The 22539-nt window shown below is 70.3% G+C and carries 14 protein-coding genes and 3 pseudogenes; 9 read left to right on the top strand and 8 right to left on the bottom strand.

Annotated elements, in window-relative coordinates; genetic code table 11:
• Nucleotides 1-6: 6 nt before the first annotated feature.
• Both Sm713_RS37030 and Sm713_RS37025 read right to left on the bottom strand, forming a co-directional pair.
• Nucleotides 7-2751 carry a nitrate- and nitrite sensing domain-containing protein gene (locus Sm713_RS37030; protein WP_212914306.1) on the bottom strand — a complete coding sequence of 915 codons (2745 nt, stop codon included), beginning with the start codon at nt 2749-2751 and terminating at the stop codon, nt 7-9.
• An 864-nt stretch (nt 2752-3615) separates the two neighbouring features.
• The gene (locus tag Sm713_RS37025) at nt 3616-5184 is read right to left on the bottom strand and encodes an acyl-CoA dehydrogenase family protein (protein ID WP_212914305.1); all 1569 of its coding nucleotides are present in this window, start codon (nt 5182-5184) and stop codon (nt 3616-3618) included.
• A gap of 583 nt (nt 5185-5767) precedes the next feature.
• Here Sm713_RS37025 and Sm713_RS37020 point away from each other — a divergent pair.
• On the top strand, nt 5768-6772 hold the full coding sequence (locus tag Sm713_RS37020; protein WP_212914304.1) for a GAF domain-containing protein: 1005 nt from the start codon (nt 5768-5770) through the stop codon (nt 6770-6772).
• Nucleotides 6773-7163: 391 nt separating this feature from the next.
• Here the strand turns inward: Sm713_RS37020 and Sm713_RS37015 are convergent, their stop codons facing one another.
• Nucleotides 7164-8171: a LacI family DNA-binding transcriptional regulator gene (locus Sm713_RS37015; protein WP_212914303.1), complete on the bottom strand. Its 1008-nt coding sequence runs from the start codon at nt 8169-8171 to the stop codon at nt 7164-7166.
• Between the two features lie 255 nt (nt 8172-8426).
• Between Sm713_RS37015 and Sm713_RS37010 the strand changes: the two genes are divergently transcribed.
• The 5 genes from Sm713_RS37010 to Sm713_RS36990 all read left to right on the top strand — a co-directional run bounded on the left by Sm713_RS37010 (nt 8427) and on the right by Sm713_RS36990 (nt 15772).
• A complete protein-coding gene (locus Sm713_RS37010; RefSeq protein WP_212914302.1) occupies nt 8427-9719 on the top strand; it encodes an ABC transporter substrate-binding protein in 1293 nt (430 codons plus the stop codon).
• 3 nt (nt 9720-9722) lie between these two features.
• Nucleotides 9723-10676 carry a carbohydrate ABC transporter permease gene (locus Sm713_RS37005; RefSeq protein WP_212914301.1) on the top strand — a complete coding sequence of 318 codons (954 nt, stop codon included), beginning with the start codon at nt 9723-9725 and terminating at the stop codon, nt 10674-10676.
• Nucleotides 10677-10816: 140 nt separating this feature from the next.
• Complete coding sequence (locus Sm713_RS37000) at nt 10817-11599, top strand: carbohydrate ABC transporter permease (RefSeq protein WP_212915091.1); 783 nt, start codon at nt 10817-10819, stop codon at nt 11597-11599.
• 65 nt (nt 11600-11664) lie between these two features.
• Nucleotides 11665-13794, top strand: coding sequence for an alpha-galactosidase (locus Sm713_RS36995; protein WP_212914300.1), 2130 nt, complete (start codon nt 11665-11667; stop codon nt 13792-13794).
• A 118-nt stretch (nt 13795-13912) separates the two neighbouring features.
• Nucleotides 13913-15772, top strand: coding sequence for an alpha-L-fucosidase (locus Sm713_RS36990; protein WP_212914299.1), 1860 nt, complete (start codon nt 13913-13915; stop codon nt 15770-15772).
• Nucleotides 15773-15861: 89 nt separating this feature from the next.
• On the opposite strand, the gene Sm713_RS41895 is transcribed toward Sm713_RS36990, so the two are convergent.
• Complete coding sequence (locus Sm713_RS41895; RefSeq protein ID WP_374196113.1) at nt 15862-15984, bottom strand: hypothetical protein; 123 nt, start codon at nt 15982-15984, stop codon at nt 15862-15864.
• Nucleotides 15981-17806: pseudogene (locus Sm713_RS36985) on the bottom strand (bifunctional YncE family protein/alkaline phosphatase family protein). The gene Sm713_RS41895 and the pseudogene Sm713_RS36985 overlap by 4 nt, the downstream one beginning before the upstream one ends.
• 105 nt (nt 17807-17911) lie before the next feature.
• Between Sm713_RS36985 and Sm713_RS36980 the strand changes: the two are divergent.
• Nucleotides 17912-18712: a lamin tail domain-containing protein gene (locus tag Sm713_RS36980; RefSeq protein ID WP_212914298.1), complete on the top strand. Its 801-nt coding sequence runs from the start codon at nt 17912-17914 to the stop codon at nt 18710-18712.
• A complete protein-coding gene (locus Sm713_RS36975; RefSeq protein WP_212914297.1) occupies nt 18676-20691 on the top strand; it encodes an ExeM/NucH family extracellular endonuclease in 2016 nt (671 codons plus the stop codon). The genes Sm713_RS36980 and Sm713_RS36975 overlap by 37 nt, the downstream gene beginning before the upstream one ends.
• A 132-nt stretch (nt 20692-20823) precedes the next feature.
• Here Sm713_RS36975 and Sm713_RS36970 read toward each other — a convergent pair whose 3' ends face one another.
• The 3 genes and pseudogenes from Sm713_RS36970 to Sm713_RS41545 all read right to left on the bottom strand — a co-directional run.
• A complete protein-coding gene (locus Sm713_RS36970) occupies nt 20824-21435 on the bottom strand; it encodes a hypothetical protein (protein WP_212915090.1) in 612 nt (203 codons plus the stop codon).
• Nucleotides 21436-21635: 200 nt separating this feature from the next.
• Complete coding sequence (locus Sm713_RS36965; protein WP_212915164.1) at nt 21636-21815, bottom strand: hypothetical protein; 180 nt, start codon at nt 21813-21815, stop codon at nt 21636-21638.
• A 70-nt stretch (nt 21816-21885) separates the two neighbouring features.
• Nucleotides 21886-22128 (bottom strand): annotated as a pseudogene (locus Sm713_RS41545) (ATP-binding protein); the annotation flags it as partial.
• A gap of 249 nt (nt 22129-22377) precedes the next feature.
• On the opposite strand from Sm713_RS41545, the pseudogene Sm713_RS41890 reads away from it, so the two are divergent.
• Nucleotides 22378-22503, top strand: a pseudogene (locus Sm713_RS41890) (transcriptional regulator); the annotation flags it as partial.
• Between the last annotated feature and the right edge of the window lie 36 nt (nt 22504-22539).

The following is a 22539-nucleotide window of genomic DNA, read 5'->3' as shown; positions in this document are numbered from 1 at the left end:
CATCCCTCACAGTTCGTCGGTGCCGTTGTGACGCGACTCTGCCGGGCCGTTCAGCTCGGCGGCCGGGGAGTCGTTCTCCCGGGCCCGCCTGGTGGCCCTCTGAATGGCCGTCATGTTGGCAGCAGACCTGCCGGGTGTGAAACTGCGCATGCCTTCCTCTACGTTCTCTCGGCCCGAGCGCGGGGGTGCCGCCTCCTCCCGCAACTGCTTGGCGAGACTTGCGCCCCGGGTCCTGGTGGGAAGGACCTGGGGATCCTTCAATGGCTGCGGCGGCATACCCTGCCCCATGGGTTCGACCGGCGGAACGCCGTAGTCGGCGTAGTCCTCCGAACGCTCCCGGTACCGGTCCCCACGGGCGTGGGGGTCGGTGTGCGCATACATGTCTGCGTGCGCATGGAGATCGTGCTGCGGCTGGGGCTCGTGGTGGGTCGGCACTTCGTGGTTCATCCCGAGGTCGGGCTGGTCCGGCAGGGGCGACCAGGCCGACGACGGGGCGGCGCCGGTCCACTCCTGCTCCATGGACGGCAGCAGGCCCGCACCGCCGTAGTCGGGGAACCCGTGCGTCTCCAGGTGCGGCTCGCGCGCCCCGGCCGTGACCAGGCCCGTGGAGCTCGCGACGGCCGGCACGCCGGAGTCGTCGATCAGGCCGCCGCCCCCTGTGGTGATCGGCTCCGGCGCCCTGGGGCTCGGGATGTGCACCGGGATGGGCGGCGCCGGCGGGGCAGAGGCGGCGGACTGGGGCGTCGGAACCGACTGGGCCTCGATCACCTGGGCGAGCGTCGCGGAGTGGCTCGCCGCCGCCTTCAGCTTGTCCGGCAGCGACGACTCGTGCTCCTCCAGGAGCGCGGAGGGCACCAGCACCACGGCGAGCGTGCCGCCGTAGTCGGACTCGCGCAGCGACACCTTGAGGCCGTGCCGCTCGGCCAGCTTGGCCACCACGAACAGCCCGAGACGCGGGTCCTTGCCGAGGGCGTCCATGTCGGGCTGCGGCGGGGCGGCCAGCAGCTGGTTCAGGTGGTCGTACTGCTCGGGCGGCATGCCGAGGCCGCGGTCCTCCACGTGCAGGGCCAGGCCCTTGGCCACCTTCCGGGCGCTGATCTGCACCTGGGTGTCCGGCGGCGAGAAGCTGGTGCCGTTCTCAATGAGCTCGGCGAGCAGGTGGGTGATGTCGGTGACCGCACGGGCCGTCACCGACACCTGGCTTCCCGGTGCGAGCGAGTGGACGGTGACCCGGCGGTACTGCTCGGTCTCGGAGACCGCGCCACGCACCACGTCCATGATGGACAGCGGGCGGATGCCGCGGCGGCCCGGGGCGGAGCCACCGAGGATCACCAGGTTCTCGGAGTGCCGCCGGACACGGGTGGCCAGGTGGTCGACCTTGAAGATGTCCTGGAGGAGGTCGGAGTCCTCGTGCTTGCGCTCCAGGTCGTCGAGCAGGGAGATCAGCCGGTGCACCAGGATCTGGGTGCGGCGGGTGAGGTTGGCGAAGACCTTCTCGGTGCCCTCACGGCCGCGCGCCTGCCGCACCAGCGCGGTCTCGAACTCGCGCCCGAGGCGGCTCACGGCCACCCCGAGCCGCTCCACCTGGTCGGCGTCCGGACCCGCGGGCAGCACCTCGCCCGGGGTGACGTGCTCGCCGCGTTCCAGTTCCTGGAGGATCTGCGGCAGCCGCCGCTCGCCGAGGTCGTCGATCTGCTGCTGGAGTTCGCTCAGGCGGCCGGTGGCCGACTTCGTGGCACGGCGCAGCAGGACACCGGTGGCGAGCAGCGCGGCGATGACGGCGAGGGTGCCGAGCACCGACTGGAGCAGCAGGACGTCGGCCCGGTCGGAGCCGTCGTCCGCGATGGCGGTGAGGGAGTCGCCGTCGATCTCGGTGAGGTCGGTGCCGACGGCGTCGGCGGCCGGCCGCCACCCTTCAGCCCGCGCCGGGAGGTGGGTGGAAGCGCTCCCGGTCACGGCGTCCTCGACGGACGTCAGCGACTTGAGCTTCGGGTCGGAGAGCAGGCGGTTGTAGGCGTCGGACTGGCTGCCGGGCAGGTCGCCGGAGTGCACCAGGGCGTCACGGATGTGCCGCTGGATGGCGGCGTACTGGACGAACTGCGTCCGGGCAGTCTCGGACATGCTGCCGGAGGCGATCGCGCTGGACAGCAGCGCGTCCTCGCGGGAGATCATCTCGGAGACCTGCACGAGGTACGTGGTGGCCGTGACGGCCGGTGCGGGCTGCCCTTCGCCGGTCTGCGTGGCGGCGTCGATCACCGCGGCACTGCTGGCGATGGCGTCCGTGTAGTACTGGAAGACCTTCGCCTCGCTGAGCGTGCGCCGGTCGATGGCGCTGCGGTTCTCGGAGAGCTTCTCCAGCTCCGCGTGGAGTGTCTTGGTGCGCTCCTGGAGCGTCATGGAGTCCGGGGTGGACCCCATCGTCTTGTGGAACGCCTCGATGGCCGCGTCGGTCTTGGCGCGCGCCTGCTCCAGGGCGGAGCGGGCGGGCTCGGCCTGGTTGGCCTGCCAGGTGGCGGTCAGGCGGCGTTCGATCTGCAGCTTGGCGAAGACGTCGTGGGCCGGTTCGCCGAGCGTCAGCGCCAGGGACGTGTCATCACGTAGCTGGGACTGGTCGGCGAGCAACCCCGCCGCCGTGGTTCCCCAGAGACCGACGAGGAGCACCGCCGGGATCGCCACCGGCAGAACGGACGCGGATCGAGGGGACTTGCGGTGGGCTGCCCTGCTAGCTGTGTGCCGGTCGCGTATGGGCATCTGGTTCCTTGAACTGCAGCGAAAACTGGTAGCGGTAGCAAATGGTGCGACATGCCTCGTTGTTCCCGCGTTGCCACTCTGACGTGCCGTCATCTCCCGATCACGACCCGGTGAACCGTACCAGGACCAGCGCTAAATAATCATACGAGTCTGGCGCTCGAGTGGAACCGCTCCTGCGGGCCGCCCTGGACCACGGAACTGCATGGGGAAGGGGGCGCGGGGCCGGAGCGGACTTTACCCGGTTCCCGGCGTTCCGCAGCCCGTCGAAACGAAAGTGACACCTGGCCAGGGGCATCGTGGCGGCCCGACGGTGGGAAACGTCACATGCCAACGGCGCATGCCACACCTTCAGAGCAAGGAAAGAAGTTTCGGGACGTAAAGGGCCGTAACAGGTTCGATCCCGGCGTCGGCGGCGAGCTCGGAGTATGCGTGTGGCGGCGCCTGCGGGCCCGGCCCAGGGCCATGCACACCGGCCCTCGTACGGGCCTTACGCGGTGCGCGTGTGCGCCGGAAGAGGCGCGGTGAGGGGCACACGTCGGCGGTCAGTGCGGACCACTCGATGCCGATGGGGTGTGAGCCCCATTCCGTGCGGGAGGATGCGACCGCATTGCCGGCGGTGGGCCGATGTCGGAATTCACCCGTGGAGACATCCCAGTAGGAAGCAGCCAGGCTTCCGCTGCCTGGGGTGCGCCTCGAAGCACACGAGACTGCCAGGCAGGAGACGACAGTGCCGGAAAGTGCCGGAAAGCCCCACCATCGCGCCAAGCCGGCGAATGCTGGGGCTCTCTGGGTGCTCGGCGATCCACCCTCGAATCGCACGCGTCATCTGCACGTGTCACCGTGCAGACTCCGCGATGGCCGTGCTCAATCGGCGAACGTCTGCTCGATCTTCTTGACCAGGGTACGTGCCCAGGAACCGCGGCTCCTCGGCGCCTGCGCGGGCAGCGGGATGGCCCGGGAGGGCGCCGGACGCGCGGGTGCCTGCCGCGGCGCCCCCGGATCGTCGAGGATGCCCGTGGCGAGCAGGCCGAACTCCCGCTCCACGCCGCGGATGTCGGCCTTCAGGAACTCCAGCGCCGCCCTGGCCCTGACGGGGGTTCCGCCACCGCCGGGCTCGGCCCAGCGCATGACCTGCGTCATGGCGATCACGTAGGCGATGGCGCGCCCGGCGAGCACGAGGTGTTCCTGGCGCAGTTCTCCGTCGAGGAAGCCCAGATCCAGCCGGTGCGCGGTGACGGCGCGCGCGGTGTGCGGGTAGCCGGCGAGGAAGGCGCTGAGCGGGCGCCCGTCGCAGTGGGCGAGGCAGTACTCGGTGAGCTGCTGGCTGAGCAGGTCGTTGGTGCCGTCGAAGATGGTGAAGACCCGCGAGTCCAGGAACGCCTGACCGGCGATGTTCGTCTGCGAGCCGACCCGGTACCCCTCACCGCCGACCAGCTGCTGGTAGTGGTGCGCGGCGCTGACCATGCGGTCCGTGGCCACCGTCTTGAGCGCCTGGGCGACGGGGAAGGCGCCCATCATGTCGGACTTCAGGTCCAGTTCGGTGAGCAGATGGTGCTGGAGTGCCTCGGCGATGGTGGCGGAGGTCTCGATGGACTTCAGCCGGTACTGCACGAAACGTATCTCGGACTGCGGGGCGCGACCGATCCGGCGGCGCTCGGTGTAGGCGTGCGCCTCACGGTCTATTCGGCGCAGGAAACCGCAGGCGAGGGCGGCCATCATGGTGCGGGAGGGCATGAGCATCTCCACCATGGGGCTCAGGTTGCCCTCCTCGGCGGCGATCCTGCGGTGCTTCGGGATCACGGCGTCGATCTCGTTGAGCCCGTAGTCAATGGCCTTCAGGCCCACCGAGTCGTAGGGCTGGAGGGTCCGGAACCCCTCATCGCGCCTGACGATGAAGTAGCCGAAGCGGCGGCTGCCGTCGTCGCTCCTGGCGGCCACCAGCCACCAATGGGCGTTGATGCTGAAGGCCTGCCAGTGCTTCCTTCCGCGGATGTGGTAGCCGTCGGCCGTCTCCGTGAAGGTGGTGGTCATGGCGGCCATGTTGGATCCGCAGTGCGGCTCGGTGGATGCGAAGCCGGCGAGCATGGGCTCCTGGCCGCTGAACTCCGTCAGCATCTCGCGTTGCGCCTCTTCACCGGCACGCAGTGCCACGGCGCGCAGCACGATCGCGGTCACGATCATCGTGTACATGCCAATGGGTAGATTCCACTCCGAGATGGCCTCCACCACTCGGCCCATCTCCACATGGCTGTCCCGACCGCCCAACTCCTTCGGCAGAGCGGGCAGCAGCACTCCCGCGCGGACCAGGTGCGCCCAGTCCTCGGCGGGGAGGTTCTGCTGCGGGTAGGTCTGGCAGTCGAACCGCGAGCGCGCTACCTCGGCTATGCCGGCGATGAAATCGTCTGTTGAGAGCGACAACAGATCCTGGGTCAACGACAGATCCTGCGTCAAAAGAACACTCCTGCGTCGAGGGGTGTGATCCGCGGGCGGGGGAGCCCTGAAGGTACGCCGGCACCAGTCAGCCCATGAGGAGGCCGAGGTGATCCGCCGCACCTGCACGATCGACTGATGATCCCGCAAGAGTAGCCACAAGGAAGCCCTCTGACACCACACAGGCACCAACAGCTACTACTTCACCACATCCTGGGGGAGCGTCAGCCATCAGGCGGCGAGCGGGACAACGAGAGGCACCCACCCGCGGGAATCACCGACCCTCCCTGCCTGACCGGCCACGACATCGCCCCGCCCCGGCGCTCCCCAGGCGACTGCCGACACCCGTATGATCATCAACACATCAAGGATTGACAGGAACTGATCGTTCCACGCACGGGACCGGACCGACGTGAACAGCGCCTGTGACCGATCCCGCAGCCGCTGTCCTGCACGGATGGGGCGTTCGGCCCGGCTGCGCCGTGCCGGCGCGGGGGGCACCGAGCATCCGCGGGTGGCCGGCGGAAAGGTCAAAGATGCTCAGGAAGGCGGCGCGGAACGAACGAATCTGGTTTCATCTCGAGACATGTCCCTGACTCCTGATCATTCTGCGCAGTCGGCCGAGGAACGTACCCACCGCCTACAGGTCCTCGGTCTCAACGGCGTCGGCGCCGACGCCACGTTCGACCGTGTCGCGGGCCTCGCCGCGTCCCTTACCGGGTCCCCGCTCGCCCTTGTGAACCTCATCAGCACCGAGCGGCAGATGTACCGTGGCCTGTATGTCCCTCCTCAGGGAGAGGAACGCGTCGAGACCGGCGACGGGGTTGTCTTCGATCTCAGCGACATGGCCCGTGAGGGGCCGGCCGACGCGGGTTTCTGCCCTCATGTCGTCGCCGAGAACGCGCTACTGGCCCTTGACGATGTCTTCGACTACCCCAGGTTCAAGGGCAACCCGGTGGTCAACACCCTGGGTGTGCGCTCGTACCTGGGAACGCCGCTCCGCGATCACACGGGCGCGGTCCTCGGCACCCTCTGCGTGCTCGACACCAAGCCGCGCAAGTGGGATCAGGGGCGCAAGGACGGGCTGATGGAGCTCAGCCAGACGCTCCTGTCGGAGTTCAAGCTGCGGGACAGCATCCTCACCCAGCAGCAGCAGCTCTTCGCGATCTTCGACCGTGCGCCTTTCCCCATCATGCTCACCGAGGGCCCCGAGCATCTGCTGCGCTATGCCAACTCCACCCAGGGCGATGCCTTCGGTCTCGTGCCGCGCCTCAGCCGTGGTCGGGACTCGCTCAGCGGTCTTGATTCCGTGGGCGTCTTCAGGACCATGGACCAGGCCTTCCATACCGGGCAGACGATCACTCTGCCGGAGGCCCAGCTGATCCCGTACAACTCCTCGTCTCCCAAGACCTACTCCTTCACCTGCACGCCCGTGAAGCTCTCGCCGAGGACCTCCGTCATCAGCGGGGTACTCACCGTGGCCATGGACATCACCGGGGACCCCTCGGGTGGCCAGGAGTCGCGTCACATCGCCGCCCAGTTCGGGGACCGGTTCGACCAGATAGGTTCGGGTGCCGGCGGGCATCTCTAGCCGGGGCGGCCGGCGCGCGGGCATCTGATGCGCTGAGCCACGCCTCGCGGAACCTCTTCCAGGCGCGTCCGTGCGTGATCGCGGACGCGCCCGGGATCGCCGTCCGCGGGTGACGGCTGCGGTCGACGCCAGCGGCCGGTCCCCCATCGGCTTCCCGTCCGACGCGGATATCCCGTTCGGGCCTCGGATGCCCCTCTTGGGCACCGGCCTTCGGACCGCGTGAGAATGATCACCGGCGCTGCCGCTGGTGGGGGATCGCCGGCGAGCCCTCCCCCACCAGGCCCCGCGCCCCCAGGACCCGGCAGAGCGCGACGAGTGGACCGCACCCGCGGACGGCGATCCCGGCGCGCCCCGAGCGCACGGCGATCCCGGCGCATCCCGAGCGGACCGCTCAGGTCGACTCCCGCACCACCAGCTGCGTCCGGATCGCCGTCTCCCCCTTGCCGCCGGTGCCCGCCATCTGCTCCGCCACCTGCTCGACGGCGGCCTGGCCGAGCCGGCGCTTGTCGATGGCGAGGGTGGTCAGCGGCGGGTCCACCAACTCGCCCAGCGCGAGGCCGTCGAACCCGACGAAGGCGCAGTCGCCCGGCACGTCGCGGCCGCGGGCCAGGGCGTGCCGCATGGCGCCGATGGCGATCATGTCGTTGTAGGAGACGACGGCCGTCACCTCCGGAGCCGTCTCCAGCAGCCGTTCCATGGCCGCCGCCCCGCCCTGCATGGAGTTCCCGGCGAGCTGCCGCCAGCGGGGGTCGACCTCAAGGCCGCACTCCAGGGCGACCTGGGTGAACAGCCCGCTGCGCACGTCCGGCGCCTCGGACTCCGCGCGGTCCCGGTCGTCGATCATGGCGATCCTGCGGTGCCCGCGAGCGATCAGGTGGTCGAATGCCTGCCGGATGCCGGAGCCGAAGTCGATCCGGATGGTGGGCACGTCGACCGGCCGGTCCTCGTTGCCGAGCAGCACGAAGGGCATGCCGGAGCCGGCGACGCGCCCGATGGCCGCGGTGTCGAGGAGGAACGCGACACACGCGTCCACATGGTCCACGACGGTCTCCGCGATCTCCTGCTCCCTGCTGAGCCGGGAGGAGGTGGTGTAGATCACCACCTGCCAGCCCCGCGCGTCGGCGGCCTCCAGCACGCCGGCCACCACCTCGGGGAAGAACGGGTTCAGCACGTCCGCGATCACCAGGCCGAGCGTGGTGGTGGACTGCCTCACCATGCCGCGGGCGAAGCGGCTCGGCCGGTAGCCCATCTCCTGGGCCGCGGTCAGGATGCGCTGCCGGGTCGCGGGATCGATCTCCGGCTTGTCGTTGATCGCCCGGGAGACGGTCTGCCGCGACACCCCTGTGGTGCGCGCCACGTCGTCGATGGTGATGCGGCGCGGCCTGTTCGTTGTGGACACGAGGGAACTCTAACCTCCGCCGGGACCTGCCCGGGTTCGCTCCTTCTACGCGAACCACCCTCCGTGAGCGTTCACGGGAACGTTCACGACCATGGGCCAATGATCCGGAACTTTAGCTGGTCATATGGGTTGACAGCGGAATCACCCTCAACCACTCTCATCCGGGAACGCTCACGTGAGCGTTCACGGCTCGATGCTGCTCGATGCGGCTCGACGCGGTGTACCCCCGCCTGCCGTCCTCGGAGGAGCCCTGCAATGCCACGAACCCGGGTCTGCTCGGCCGCGCTGCTCGCACTCGCGACGCTCGCGACGGTCAGCGCCTGCTCAGTCAGCGAGCCGTCGGCGTCGGCCGGCGGCAAGAACGGACAGGAGATCACCTTCCTGACGTTCGAGACGCCCAACCTGCCGCCCGCGTACTGGGACGCCGCGATCAAGCGGATCACCGCGCGGTACCCCGACATCAAGGTGAAGAAGCTGGTCTCGCCCAGTGCGGACCGCACCGCGTACGCCAAGCAGTTGCGCGCCTCCGGACAGTTCCCCGACGTGATGATCGCGGTGAGCCCGAGCGGTTTCGCCGAGGCCGGCGACCTCTACGCCTGGCAGCCGTCGGAGCTCAAGGACTTCGTCGTGCCGGACGGCGGCGCCATCGACGGCAAGGTGTACCAGCTGCCCACCAATACCCAGACCATCCCGAACGTCTACTACCGCAAGTCGATGTTCGCCGCGGCCGGCATCACCGCCCCGCCGAAGACGTACGACGAGCTGCTGGCCGACTGCGCCAAGCTCAAGGCCAAGGGCACCACCCCGTTCGTGGTGGGCGGCGGCAAGGACGCCTTCCCCTCGGTCCTGCCGCTGACCGGCACCGTGGCCACCGACGTCTACCGCACCGACCCCGACTGGATGGTGAAGCGCCGCGCCGGAAAGGTCGGCTTCGACCAGCCCGACTTCGTGGGCGCCCTGTCCAAGCTGGGCACCCTGGCCCGCAAGGGCTACATCGACCCGAAGATGATCTCCCTCGACTACGCGGCCACCGAGCAGGCGTTCCTCAAGGGCAAGGGCGCGATGTACCCGATGGGCTCCTGGTTCGCCTCGGCGGGCGACAAGAGCGCCATCAAGGACGACATCGGCGTCTTCCGCTGGCCCACCGGCGACGGCAGCGAGCTGCTGTCCGAGTACACCGGCGGCGGCCTGGACGTGAACGCCCACTCCAAGAACCTCGACGCCGCGAAGAAGTTCGCCCTCGCCTTCCAGCTCGACAGGAAGAACCTGGACGCGAACGTGCGCTCCGACGCCGTCTTCCCGGCGATCAAGGGGTACACGCCGCCGAAGGACATGGGACCGGTCTTCAACGAGACCTACGACCTGTGGACCAAGGCGCAGAAGGACAAGAAGACCGTGAAGGCGTTCGCCTGGGAGACCGGCGGCGACGGGCTGCTGCCCGGCATGGACGCCAAGGTCTTCGCGGCCACCCAGGACGTCGTCCTCGGTCGCAAGTCGCCCAAGGAGGCGGCCTCCTACCTGGACGAAGAGTGGAAGAAGGCATCCTGACCCATGGTCACCGATGTCCGGATCGACCAGCGCGCACAGCCCCGGCCCCGGGTCGGCGCCGCGGCCTCGCCGGGCCGCTCCCGCAGGATCCGCGCGACCCTCGCCCACTTCGGCGTCTTCGGCGCGCCGGGGCTGCTCGTCTACGGATGCTTCGTCCTCGCCCCGGTGGTGCTGAGCTTCTGGTACAGCCTCACCGACTTCAACACGTTCCATCCGCAGACGCACTTCGTGGGCCTGGACAACTACCGCACCCTCTTCGGTGACGACGAGTTCCTCACGTCGCTCCGGGTCACCAGCGTCCTCACCCTGATCGTGGTGGTGGTGCCGAACGCGGCGGGGCTCGGCATCGCGCTGCTCCTCAACAAGAAGGGGTGGTTCTACAACGCCTGGCGCGGGGTGTTCTTCGTGCCGATGGTGCTCAGCTCGGTGGTGGTCTCCATCGTGTGGACCCGGCTGCTCGCCGACGACGGCGTGGTGAACCAGGCCCTCGGCTGGATCGGGGTGCACCCGGTCGGCTGGCTGTCCGACCCCTCGCTCGCGCTGTACTCGGTGGCGGGCATCATGTCCTGGCAAATGCTGGGCTTCTGCGTGGTCGTCTACCTCGCGGGGCTCCAGTCCGTGCCCGACGAGCTGTACGAGGCGGCGTCGATCGACGGCGCGGGCCGTGGCGCCCGGTTCCGCCACGTCACCTGGCCGCTGCTGGCGCCCGCCCTCACCATCAACACCGTCGTCATGCTGATCACCGCCTTCAAGGCCTACGACCACATCCAGGTCATCACGGGCGGCGGGCCCGGCAGCGGCACTACCGCGACGGTCGCCTTCCTGACCCTGCAGACCGGGTTCGTCGCCAACCACCAGAGCTACGCGTCCGCGATGGCCGTGGTGATGCTGCTGATCGTCGCCACCGCCTCGGCCGTGGTGCTGCGGCTGCTGCAACGAAGGGAAGTGTCCCTGTGAGCGGTCCTGTGAGTGCCACGACGGCCCGGGGGGCGCCCGGAGGCGGACGGAGGGCGGCGGGGCGGAGCGGCGGGAGGTCTCCCGAGGAGCACGGCGGCCGGTTCGACGGCTCGTGGTGGCGGCCGCTCGTCGTCACCACGCTGGGCGCGCTGTTCGCCGTACCGCTCTACGTGGTCCTGGCCAACACCTTCAAGCGGGGTACCGACATCGCGCCCAGCCCCGCCTCGCTGCCCGATCCGCCCACGCTGGCGAACCTCCAGGCGGTGATGACCCGTCCCGACCACCTCTTCTGGGTGAGCCTGACCAACAGCATTGTGGTCACCGGCCTTTCGGTGGTCGTGCTCACCGTGCTGTCCGCGATGCTCGGCCACTACCTGGCCCGCACCCGCTCGCGGTGGGCCCGGGTCGCCACCCTGATCCTGCTCTCCGGACTGATGATCCCGCCGCAGGTGATCCTGCTGCCGATCACCAAGGTGCTGGGTGTCTTCCACCTGATGACGACCGTGCAGGGCCTGGTGCTGTTCAACGTCGGCTACTACGTGCCGTTCGGCGTCTTCGTCTTCGCCGGGTTCGTCCGCACCATCCCGGTGGAGATGGAGGAGGCCGCCGCGATCGACGGGGCGGGGCGGCTGACCGTGTTCTGGCGAATCGTCTTCCCGCTGCTGCGGCCGGCCACCGCCAGCTCCGTGATCTTCTTCGGGGTGTGGATCTGGAACGACTTCATCGATCCGCTCGTCATCCTCGGCCCCGGCACGGGCACCACCATCACCACCGGTATCTACCGGGCCGTCGGCCAGTACCAGGCGGACTTCGGCACGGTCTTCGGGCTGATGTTCCTGGCCACCCTGCCGGTGCTGGTCCTCTACCTGGTGCTGCAGAAGCAGTTCGTCCGCGGTCTCACCAACGGCGCCACCAAGGGCTGACCCGGGTCCCGGGTCTCCCGGGGCCGGCCGTGTCCGAGAGCGTCCCCCACACGAGAGGAACCACCATGGCGTGCGTCGTCGTCGACCGCGAGCGACGGGTCTGGACCCTGTCCACCGAGCACACCACCTACGCCCTGCACGCGGCCGGGGACGACAAGCTGGTGCAGCTCCACTGGGGCGCCCGGCTGACCTCTGCCGAGACGGCGCGCCTCACCGGCCCTCCGTTCACGACCGCCCCCTACGGCCTGCCGCTGGACCTGGAGGAACCGCTGCCGGTGGACGGCGGCCTGCGCTGGGGGGTGCCCTCGCTCCAGGTGACGTTCCCGGGCGGGGTGCGCTCGCTGGAACTCGTCCTGACCGGGGACGAGGTGGTGCAGGAGGACGGCGGTGCCCGGCTCGACCTGGTCCTCGCCGACCGGCACTTCCCGCTGCGGGTGGTGCTGCACCACCGGGTGCACGAGGGCTCCGACGTGATCGAGCGCTGGGTGACCCTGAGGCACACCGGGACCGAGGGCGAGCCGTCCGGCGAGCCCGTCCTGGTGCACCGGGCCGACTCGGGGAACTGGCTGCTGCCCGAGCTGACGGACTACCGGTGCAGCTCGATCACCGGGGCATGGGCAGCCGAGACGCAGCTCCAGCGGGTGCCGCTGCCGGCCGGCGAGTTCACCCTGACCAGCCGGCACGGCCTGACCGGTCACCACGCCAACCCCTGGATCATGGTCGACGACGGCACGGCGACCGAGGAGCACGGCGAGGTCTGGAGCGTGGCGCTGGCGTGGAGCGGCACGTGGCGGCTGACCGCGCAGCGGCGCTTCGAGGGCCGGGCTGCGGTCACGGCGGGTTTCGGGCACGACGGTGTCACCTGGCGCCTGGCGCCCGGTGAGGAGCTGTCCACCCCGCCGGTGCTCGGTCTCCACACCGACGGCGGGTTCGGCGCGGCCAGCCGGGCCTGGCACCGGCACGGCCGGGCCCGGGTGCTGCCGCATCCTGCGGAGACGCGTCCGGTGCTGTACAACTCCTGGGAGGCCGTCGAGTTCGACATCGACGAGGCCGGCCAGATCGCGCTCGCGCAGAAGGCCGCCGACCTGGGCGTCGAGCTGTTCGTGATGGACGACGGCTGGTTCGGCGGGCGCACGGACAGCACCGCGGGGCTCGGGGACTGGTGGCCCAACCCCGAGCGCTTCCCCCACGGCCTGCGGCCGCTGGCCGACAAGGTGCGCACCCTCGGCATGGAGTTCGGCGTCTGGGTGGAGCCGGAGATGGTCAACCCGGACAGCGAGCTCTACCGTGCCCACCCCGACTGGGTGCTGCACCACCCGCACCGGCGCCGTGACGAGCTGCGTACCCAGCTGGTCCTCAACTTCGCGCGCGACGACGTCCGCGAGTGGGCCTTCGGATGGCTGGACCGGCTGGTCGGCGACCACGGTGTGACGTTCCTGAAGTGGGACATGAACCGCGCGCTGTCCCAGGCCGGCTGGCCGGAGCGGGCCCGCAGCGGCGACGGCGACCAGGACCGGCTGTGGATCGACCACACCCGCAACGTCTACGCGGTGATGGACCGCTTGCGCGCGCGGCACCCGGCGCTGCGCATCGAGTCGTGCGCCGGAGGCGGCGGGCGGGTCGACTTCGGCGTGCTGGCCCGCACCGACGAGGTGTGGACCTCCGACAACACCGACGCCTTCCACCGGCAGTCCATCCAGCACGGCTTCAGCCAGGTCTACCCGGCCGGGGTGATGGCCGCCTGGGTCACCGACGCGGCCCGCGCCCCGCTGGAGTACCGCTTCCACGTGGCGATGGCGGGCGTCCTCGGCATCGGCGGCGACCTGAACGCGTGGACACCGCAGCAACTCGACACCGCCCGCCGGCTGGTCGCCGAGTACCAGGGGATCCGCACCGTGGTGCAGCACGGCGAGCAGTACCGGCTGGGCGCCGAGCCGGGCCGGGGCCTGTCCGCCGTGCAGTACGTGCACGGCGACGAGGTGGCCCTGCTGCTGTACCGGCCGGGCGCCGGCGTCGGGCCCTCCCCCGGCGTGCTGCGGCTGGCCGGGCTCGACCCCGACGCCCGCTACCGGGAGGACGACGGCGGCCCGGACCTGAGCGGCCGCACCCTGATGCGCGCCGGCCTGCCGATCCGCGACCGCCTGCCCGCCGGCGACTGGGCGAGCGCACTGGTGCGGCTGCGCCGCCTGCCCTGAACCCACCCCCCGAAGCACCGTGGGTCCGGCGCTCGCCGGCTCCACGGGCCCCGCAGTAGTCCGTTGCGTTCGAATCCGTTCCCCGACAGGACCCCCCGACGAGATGGGTGGCGAAGCAATGACCTCCAGACGTGATGTGCTCAAGGCGACCGGCGCGCTGGCCGGCGCCGCGGCCCTCACCGGTGCGCTCTCCGGCACATGGACCGCCTCCGGCGCCGCCAAGGCGCCCGAGGACACCCGCAAGAGCATCCCCGACAACCTCCCCGAAGGCCTCTACAACCCCCGCCAGCGCTGGCTGCGCGCCGCGTCGGCCGGGCTCTTCCTGCACTGGGGGATGCGCACCTATCCCGGTTTCAGGGACGCGGCCTCCTGGGAGGCGGCGATCACCGGCGGCGGCTGGACCGCCGACTACTGGGTGGACGAGGCACGCAAGCTCGACGCCTCCTACGTGGTGCTGACCAGCTTCCACAGCCGGCTCGGCTACTCCCGGGCCTGGCCGTCGAAGATCCCCGGCAGCGCGAGCACCAAGCGGGACTTCCTGGGCGAGCTGATCGACGCCGCCCAGGCCAAGGGCCTGCACGTCATCCTCTACATGACCGACGACCCGCAGTGGCACGCCGAAGGCGGCTTCGAGCAGCTCGACTCCGCGGCCTACTCGGCGTACAAGGGCAAGCAGGTGGACCTCACCACACGGCCCGGCTTCGGCGAGTACAGCTACGACAACTTCGTGGAGGTGATGGAGAACTACCCGGGCCTTTCCGGCTTCTGGATCGACAACGACAACGAGTACTGGGAGCAGAACGGCCTCTACGAGCTGATCCGCAAGCGTCGTCCGTCCTGGCTGCTGTCCAACAACAACGAGGACACGCCGATCATGGACACCGTCAGCAACGAGCAGAAGGTGGGGATGGTCCCGGACTACGACTATCCCGCGGCCCTCTACACTCCGATGCCCCGCCTGACGGAGGCCTGCTACAAGCTGCCCACCAAGGGCCAGTGGTGGTTCGACGGCTCCGACTCGACCGTCGACACCCACCTGAGCGTCGGCCGCTACATCACCAACGCCGGCTCCTCCGTGAAGTCCCTGATGGCCGAGACCGCCCAGGTCAACGGGAAGTTCCCGGCCCAGCAGGAGGCGTTCAACACCTTCATGGCCGGCTACCTGCCCGCCATCCGCGAGACCTACCGGGACACGGTGGGCGGCGGCTACATGTATGGAGGCATGCAGCCGGGCGCGTGGAACGACGGTGCCTACGGGGTCGTCACGATCAGCAAGCGCGACCCCAAGGTGCAGTACCTGCACGTCACCACCGCACCCTCGTCCGGAGACACCCTCACGGTCCGCGACAACGGCTACAAGGTGGTCGGCGTCTCGGACTACCGCAGCGGCAAGCGGCTGGCGTTCACCCAGCGGGACGGCCGGGTGACGATCAGCGGGATCTCCGCGTGGGACGAGCACGACACGATCCTCCGGGTGCGCACCGCGAGCCGCGAGGGCCTGTACCCGCAGCGCCTGGTGAAGGCGACCGCGAGCGCGGCGGCGGACGGCTACCCGGCGTCCGCGCTCACCGACGGATCGTTCCTGACGTGGTGGGACAGCGGGGCGACGCTGCCCGTCTCGATCACCCTCGACCTCGGTGAGCGGCGGGCGGTGAGCTTCCTCGCCGTCAACCAGCGGGAGTGGTCGCCGACGTACAACCGGGAGACGTTCGGCCGCAAGGAGGACTCCGCCCGCATCAAGGACTACGAGGTGCACGTCAGCGACGACGGCTCCGAGTGGGGCTCGCCCGTGCTGGCCGGGGTCCTGGAGAGCGCCCGAGGGGTGCGCTTCATCGATCTGGACGTGCCCCGGACGCGGTACGTCCGGCTCACCGTCACCACGACGTGGGCGGCCGAGACCGTCCCGGCGTTCTACCGCAAGCTGGGCATCGACGAGATCCGCGTCGGCTACCGCTCCCCGATGGGGCACGGCGCCTGACACCGGTCCCCGACAGGGGGACGGGGACCGGCACCGGGGCCTTCGCGGGCCACGCCCGCGAAGGCCCCGACGTGCCGGTCGCGGGGAGGTCAGTCGTCGGTGTCCGAGCCGGGGATGTAGGCGCCGGGCACCTGGTTCGGGGCGTAGATCTTCGGGTCACCCGGGTAGGGCCTGGTCCACCCGTGCGCCTCGTACCACGTGAAGCGGGTCATCTGCTCGGGGGCGCGGTGTCGGCCTTGGCGTTCGGCCCGGTGAACGGCTGCTTCGCCTTCCAGGCCTGCCACTGGGCCGCCACCTGCTGCTCGGCCGCCGGTATCTTCGCCGTCGTCGGCGCGGGTGCGGCGTCCGGGTCCTGTGCCGCCGGGGTGTCCGCACCGCAGGACGGCGCGGGCGAGACGCCCAGCGTCAGCGACGTACTGTTGGGCACGGCGTCGAACGGCGTGTAGTCGGGATTGCCGGTGAACGCCGTGGCCATCGGGGTGGCCGCGGTGTCCTTCTGGTTCATCGGGTGGATCCCGAGGATCTGCTCGGTGGTGCGGATCATGTTGATCTGCGTGTAGTAGTGGCTGTCGACCGCACCGGTCCGCTGGGCGTAGGGGCTGATGACCTGGATCGGGGCGCGGTGGCCGTCGATGTGGTCGACCCACTCCTGGGAGTCGTCCTCGACCACGAAGATCGCGGAGTCCTTCCCGTACTTGCTGTGCGAGATCTCGTCCACGATCTGCCCGGTGGACAGGTCGTTGTCCGCGGCCTGGGCCGGCGCGGTCGGGGGGCCGCCGGTGTGGTCGTCGCCGGTCCAGATCATGTTCAGGTTCGCGGGGCCGTTCTTCTCGAAGTCCTGCTTCCGCATCCGGGCGCGGTAGATGTCCGGAATGCTGGTGTCGTGCTTCGGGAAGCCGGGCACGGCCACCTGGTTGAGCGACGGGATCGCCGAACCCACCTGGATGGGGAAGGCGGTCCTCGCGCCGTGTTGGAGACCAGCACGTCCTTTCCGACGGTGGCGATCTCCGCCGGGAAGTAGTCCGTCGGGAGCAGGCTGACGTAGGAGACCGGGTCCTGGGCGCTCTTGTACCGGTAGACGGCGACCGCGTTGGCCCGGCCGAGCGTCACCAGCAGGCGTCCGTCGTCGGTGAGCGTCACGGCGTCGGGCTCGTAGCCCACGGACGCCTCCGGCCACGGCTGCGTGGCGATGGTCTGGACGACCTTGTCGCGCCTGGTGTAGATGACCGACACCTCGTTGCTCGCGGTGTCGGTGACGAACACGACGCCGTTCCTGGCGTACACGCTGGTCGGGTGCAGGCCGACGTCGATGTTCGCCGGGGCGGCGGCCGGCTTCGACAGGTCGACAACGCTGACCGTGCCGGTGGTGGTCGCACCGGTCTTCGCATCGGCCGGCACCTGGGTGCCGTAGGAGTTCATCGTGGTCTCGCCGGGCTTGGCCGTCCTGCCGCCCTCGTTGCTGACGTAGAGCTTGCTGCCGACCTGGACCATGCCGCGCGGGGCGTTGCCCGTGTCCCAGCTCTGCTTGACGGTCCCGGTGGCGGCGTCGAGGGCGACCACGCGGTTCTGGCCGTTGACGGCGGTGTACACGGTGGAGCCGTCCGCCGAGAAGACGGCGGCGGCCGTCAGCGCCTGCTGGGAACCGCTCGCCGCGATGGTGACGTCCTGGGGGCTCGACAGGGAGCCGTCGGCGTTCACGGCGAACTTGGTGAAGCCGTTCGCCCGGCCCAGCCAGGGCTGCTTGCCGTCGGGCGAGTACGTGGGGCCCTCTTGGCCCACGTCGTTGCCGCTGATCTTCAGATGGCGGTCGCCGATCGGGTTGATGTGCTGGTTGTCGGCCACGGTCAGGCCGTCGGCGCTGGTCTGGCCGACCTGGTCGAAGCCGAACCGCTGCGGCTGGGCCATGGCGGTGCCCGTGACGGCGAGGGCGACGGCGACGCCTACCGTCACCAGAGAGGTCCGGCGGCCGACGCGTCTGCCGAAAAGGGTGACCTGCTCCCTCTCGGTGCGCCGTCTGCGACGTGTTACGTGCATGGAGCTGTTCCTTCGTGTTCAGTGCGTCCCAGGTGGGGGCACGCAGCAGGAAGGAGCCGTTCGCGGCACCGGCCCGGGGCACTGATCGGGATCACCAGCCTCGCCGTGGCCGTGACCGGTCTCAGCGGCCTCCTCGCCGCACCCGTCCACGCCAACCCGGCCGGTTCCGGACTGGTGATCAACGAGGTGTACGGCGGCGGTGGCAACTCCGGCTCCACGTACATAAACGACTACATCGAACTCTTCAACCCCACCGGCGCGGCCGTCGACGTGAGCGGTTGGTCGGCGTCGTACTACAGCGCCAAGGGCAACCTCGGCGGGACCACGGCCCTTTCGGGCAGCGTGCCGGCCCACGGCTACTACCTGGTCCAGGAGGCACAGGGCACCGGCGGGACCACGCCGCTGCCCACCCCCGACGCGAGCGGTCAGCTGGCGCTGTCGGCGACGGCCGGCTCGGTGACGCTGACCGACGCGGGCGGCACCGTCGCCGACACGGTCGGCTTCGGCACCGGCGCGATCGTCGAGGGCGGCGACGCTCCCGCGCCGAGCAACACCACGGCCGTCACCCGCGCGAGACCCGGGGCGGACACGGACGACAACCACGCCGACTTCACCACCGGACGGCCCGCGCCGATCAACTCGGCCGGTGAGACCGGTGAGGGGGACACGAGCGGCGACGCCGGCGACGTGACGATCGCCCAGATCCAGGGCACCGACACCGGTACCTCGCCGCTGGCAGGCAAGACGGCCACCACCGAGGGTGTCGTCACGGCGGTGTACGCGACCGGCGGGTTCAACGGCTTCTACGTCGAGACGTCAGGCGCCGGGGCACCGCGGCCGACGACAGGACTCCCGGAGCCTCGGACGCCGTGTTCGTCTACGGGTCGCAGTCCGCCGGCACCGTGACCGTCGGTGAGAGCGTCCAGGTGCGCGGTACCGTCCAGGAGTTCGCGGGCGAGACCGAGATCAGCTTCCCGACCGTCACGAAGCTGTCCACGCCGCTGCCTGCCGTCGCCGCCGACCGGATCCCGTGGAGCGACCTCGGCACGGACGCGCAGAAGGAGGCGCACGAGGGCGAGCTCATGGCCCCCCAGGGCGACTTCACGGTGACGGACAACTACGACACCAACTTCTACGGCCAGGTAGGGCTGGCCTCCGGTGACCAGACGCTGCGCCAGCCGACGGACGCCGGCCCCGCCGGCAGTGCCGCCGCGCAGCAGGCCGTCGACCACAACGCCGACCACGCCATCACGCTCGACGACGGCGCGAGCGTCACCTACTCCCCCACCGGCCCCGCCGCAGGCGACCCGCTGCCCTGGCTCACCGCCGGCAACCCGGTCAGCGTGGGCGCCAAGGCGACCTTCCACGAGCCCGTGGTGCTCGACTACCGCAACTCCCTGTGGAGCCTGCAGCCCACCGGCCGGGTGAGCGGCGCCGGCACGGACACCGTCTCGTTCTCCGACATGCGCACCCGGAACGCGAAGCCGGCGGCCGTCGGCGGCAAGGTCCGCCTCGCGACGTTCAACGTGGAGAACTACTTCCCGATGACGGGCGCCCGCTACACCGAGAGCGGCCTGGGCACCTGCTCGTACTACGACGACCGGCAGGGAAACCACATCGCGGTGGACGACTGCGGTGCCAGCGGCCCTCGCGGCGCCGCCGACGATGCCAGCTTCCAGCGCCAGCAGCAGAAGATCGTCACCGGCATCAACGACCTCGGAGCCGGCATCGTCTCGCTGGAGGAGGTCGAGAACTCGGTCAGGTTCGGGGAGGACCGCGACGCCGCGCTCGCCGGCCTGGTCGACGCCCTCAACGCCGAGGCGGGCGCCGGCACCTGGGCCTTCGCACCGTCCCCGGCGGCCGCGGACCTGCCGGCGACGGCCGACCAGGACGTCATCCGGACCGCGTTCGTCTACAAGCCGGCCGACGTCGCCCTGGTAGGCCCCTCGCACGTCCTGAACGACCTCTCCGGCCCCGGCCAGGACTTCTCCATCGCCCGCGAACCGCTGGCCCAGGGCTTCAAGGCCACCGGTGCCGCCGACTCCGACGCCTTCCTGGTCGTGGCCAACCACCTGAAGTCGAAGAGCAACGACGCCGCGGGGCTGTACCCCGGCGACAAGGACACCCGCCCCGCCTACGACCAGGGCTGCTACAACGAGATGCGCACGCACCAGGCGCAGGACATGTTCGCGTTCACGCAGGCCCAGGCGAAGGCGCTCGGGACGGACAAGGTGTTCCTCGTGGGCGACTTCAACGCCTACGCCCACGAGGACCCGATGGAGTACCTGTACAGCCAGGGCTACACCGACCTCGGGTCGGCGCACGACCCGAACCACTGGTCCTACTCCTACAACGGCCTCGAAGGCTCCCTGGACCACATCGTGGCCAGCCCGGCCGCGAAGTCCATGGTCACCGGCGCGACGATCTGGCAGATCAACGCGCAGGAGTCGGTCGGCTTCGCCTACAGCCGCTACAACTACAGCGCGACCCCGCTCTTCAACGCCGGCGACCCGTTCGCGGCCTCCGACCACGACCCCGTCGTCGTCGGCCTCGACGCGGGCCCGGCGAAGGCCGCTGCCAGGGTCGACATCAAGGTCACACCGAACAAGGTCGTCGCGCACAGGACCCGAGCGGTCGTGCACGTGACGGTCAGGGCCACCGGCACCACCCCGACCGGCACCGTCACGGTGACCGCCGACGGCCACACCTACCGGGCCCCGCTCGTCCGCGGCACGGCGAACATCAAGCTGCCGGCGTTCCGCGACGCCGGCAGGCACACCGTGACCGTGGACTACTCCGGCGACGCCAAGGTGCTCGCCGGGACGGCTCGCGCGACGGTGACGGTCGCCAGGGGGTACTGGGCCGGGCAGGCACGTTGGCATTGACGCGCGTCACTCACGACGGGAGCCTGCCCTTCGGGGCGGGCTCCCGTTCGGTTGCCGGACGGGTCCGTCGCTCCGGAGCCGGTCAGGGGTAGGGGTGTGCGCGGGCCCTCTGGCTGGGCCCGCGCACAGCGGTCAGGAGAGCTTCTTGACCGCTGTCCTCGTGGTCGCCTTGAATGCCTTGACCGGGGCGTCCTGGAACGTGCCCATCTGGGCCCACTTCACGACCGTCACGGTGTTGCCGTCGCGGCCCACCGAGAACAGCGCGATGTCGGAGGAGCCCCAGGACGTGGCGGTGTGGACGCCGTACACGTGCGCGCCGTCGCCGACACCCAGTTCGCCGTAGTCCTTCGCGCTCGCCGTGACGTCCGGGTCCTGCTCCAGGTTCGTCGCGCAGTCCGCGAGGTCCCGGCGCAGCAGGCCGGCGAAGTCGGCGGCCTCCTGCTCGTCGCGCTCGACGACGGTCACCTGCAACGCGTTGGCGTCGAGGTCCGTCCAGTAGGCGCGGTGAGAGGAGGTCGACGGCAGGGCCTCGCCGACGCACATGGGCAGCGGGTCCGGCTGGCCGGCGGTGACAGGGCCGGCGTACCAGGGCGACGACGGGTGGGGCGGCAGGTCGGCCGGGGCGAGGAAGCGGGGTCCGTCCGCCGCGGTGGCGGCCGTCGCCGAAGCCCCCGCCAGCGCGAGCACGGCGCCGGTGGCCAAGGCGGTCAGGGCGGTGCGGGCGCGGTGCGTACGGATCTTCATGGTGTCCCCCTGTGTGGTGCTGACCGATGCCGGCGAAGGTTGCTCTCCGGCGATTACGTCCCGTACGACCCGGCTCGGGGCCGGTTGGTTGTGGGCCGCACCCGGTACAGAACGATCACGAGTGTCACCGGTCCGTAACAGCCGGTGAAGCCCCGGCTCGGTTGGGTTCAGCGGACGGGACCTCCCCTCTTCCGGGGGAATCAGATCTGCTCGTCGTCCTCCGACTCGCCGCTGTCGGGGGCGACAGATCGGGCCCAACCATCTGCGCCGGATTCGGGAGTGGTGTTGATCCAGAGGCACCCGTCCGTGCCGAACATCTCGATCAACTGGGACAGGTGGGCTCGGGCAGTGCTGCGCCCGGGGATCTCCCCGGCGCTCACCCTCGTCCCTCCAGTCCGCCCACACGATCTTCCCCCAGCGCCGCTCGTCGATGCCCCAGTCCGCCGCCACCGCCGCCACGAGGAACAGACCGCGCCCTTCGTCGTCGCCCTCTCCCGCCCCGCGCGGTACGGGCCGCTTACAGGAGAAGTCCGAGACGGCCACCCGGATCGTGCGCGGCGCGGTGCGCTCGATCGCCACACGGATGGACTCCCTCCGGGCGTGCTGCACGGCGTTCGCCACCAGCTCGGAGACGACCAGGGCGCTCTCTTCGGCCAAGCCGTCCAGGCCCCACGCGGCGCACGCGGCGCGCACCAGGCGCCGGGCTGCGGCGGCGCTCGGGCTCGCGCGGCAGGGTCCGGCTGTAGCCGGGGTGCCCGGTCCGGCGGGCCCGCGTTGCAGTTTGCGGCATGTCGGTCTGCTTCCTCAGATCGGCCAAGCCCCGGGGGCCGGTCGCACGGTCGCCGGGGCGCTGTGCGTTCAGGTAACCGGGGGGCGTGATCAGCCGGACGAGCCAACCAGGGCGCCAGGGAGGGGCCACACTGGATACGGAAGGGGGCCACCATGAGCGACACCTCACAGCGACGCCGCGAGTTCGGCGCCTACCTCGCCGGTCTGCGGCGGCACTCCAGCCGCTCACAGCGGCAGTTCGCTGCCGCGCTGTGCGCGGTGTCCGGTGCCCAGTCGATCACGCGGAACGAGGTCTCCCGGTGGGAGCGCGGGGAA

Origin of the sequence: Streptomyces sp. TS71-3 (genome assembly GCF_018327685.1) — a bacterium.
GTDB lineage: Bacteria > Actinomycetota > Actinomycetes > Streptomycetales > Streptomycetaceae > Streptomyces.
The sequence above is the reverse complement of the archived record's forward strand: the minus strand, read 5'-3'. Positions and strand labels throughout refer to the sequence as shown.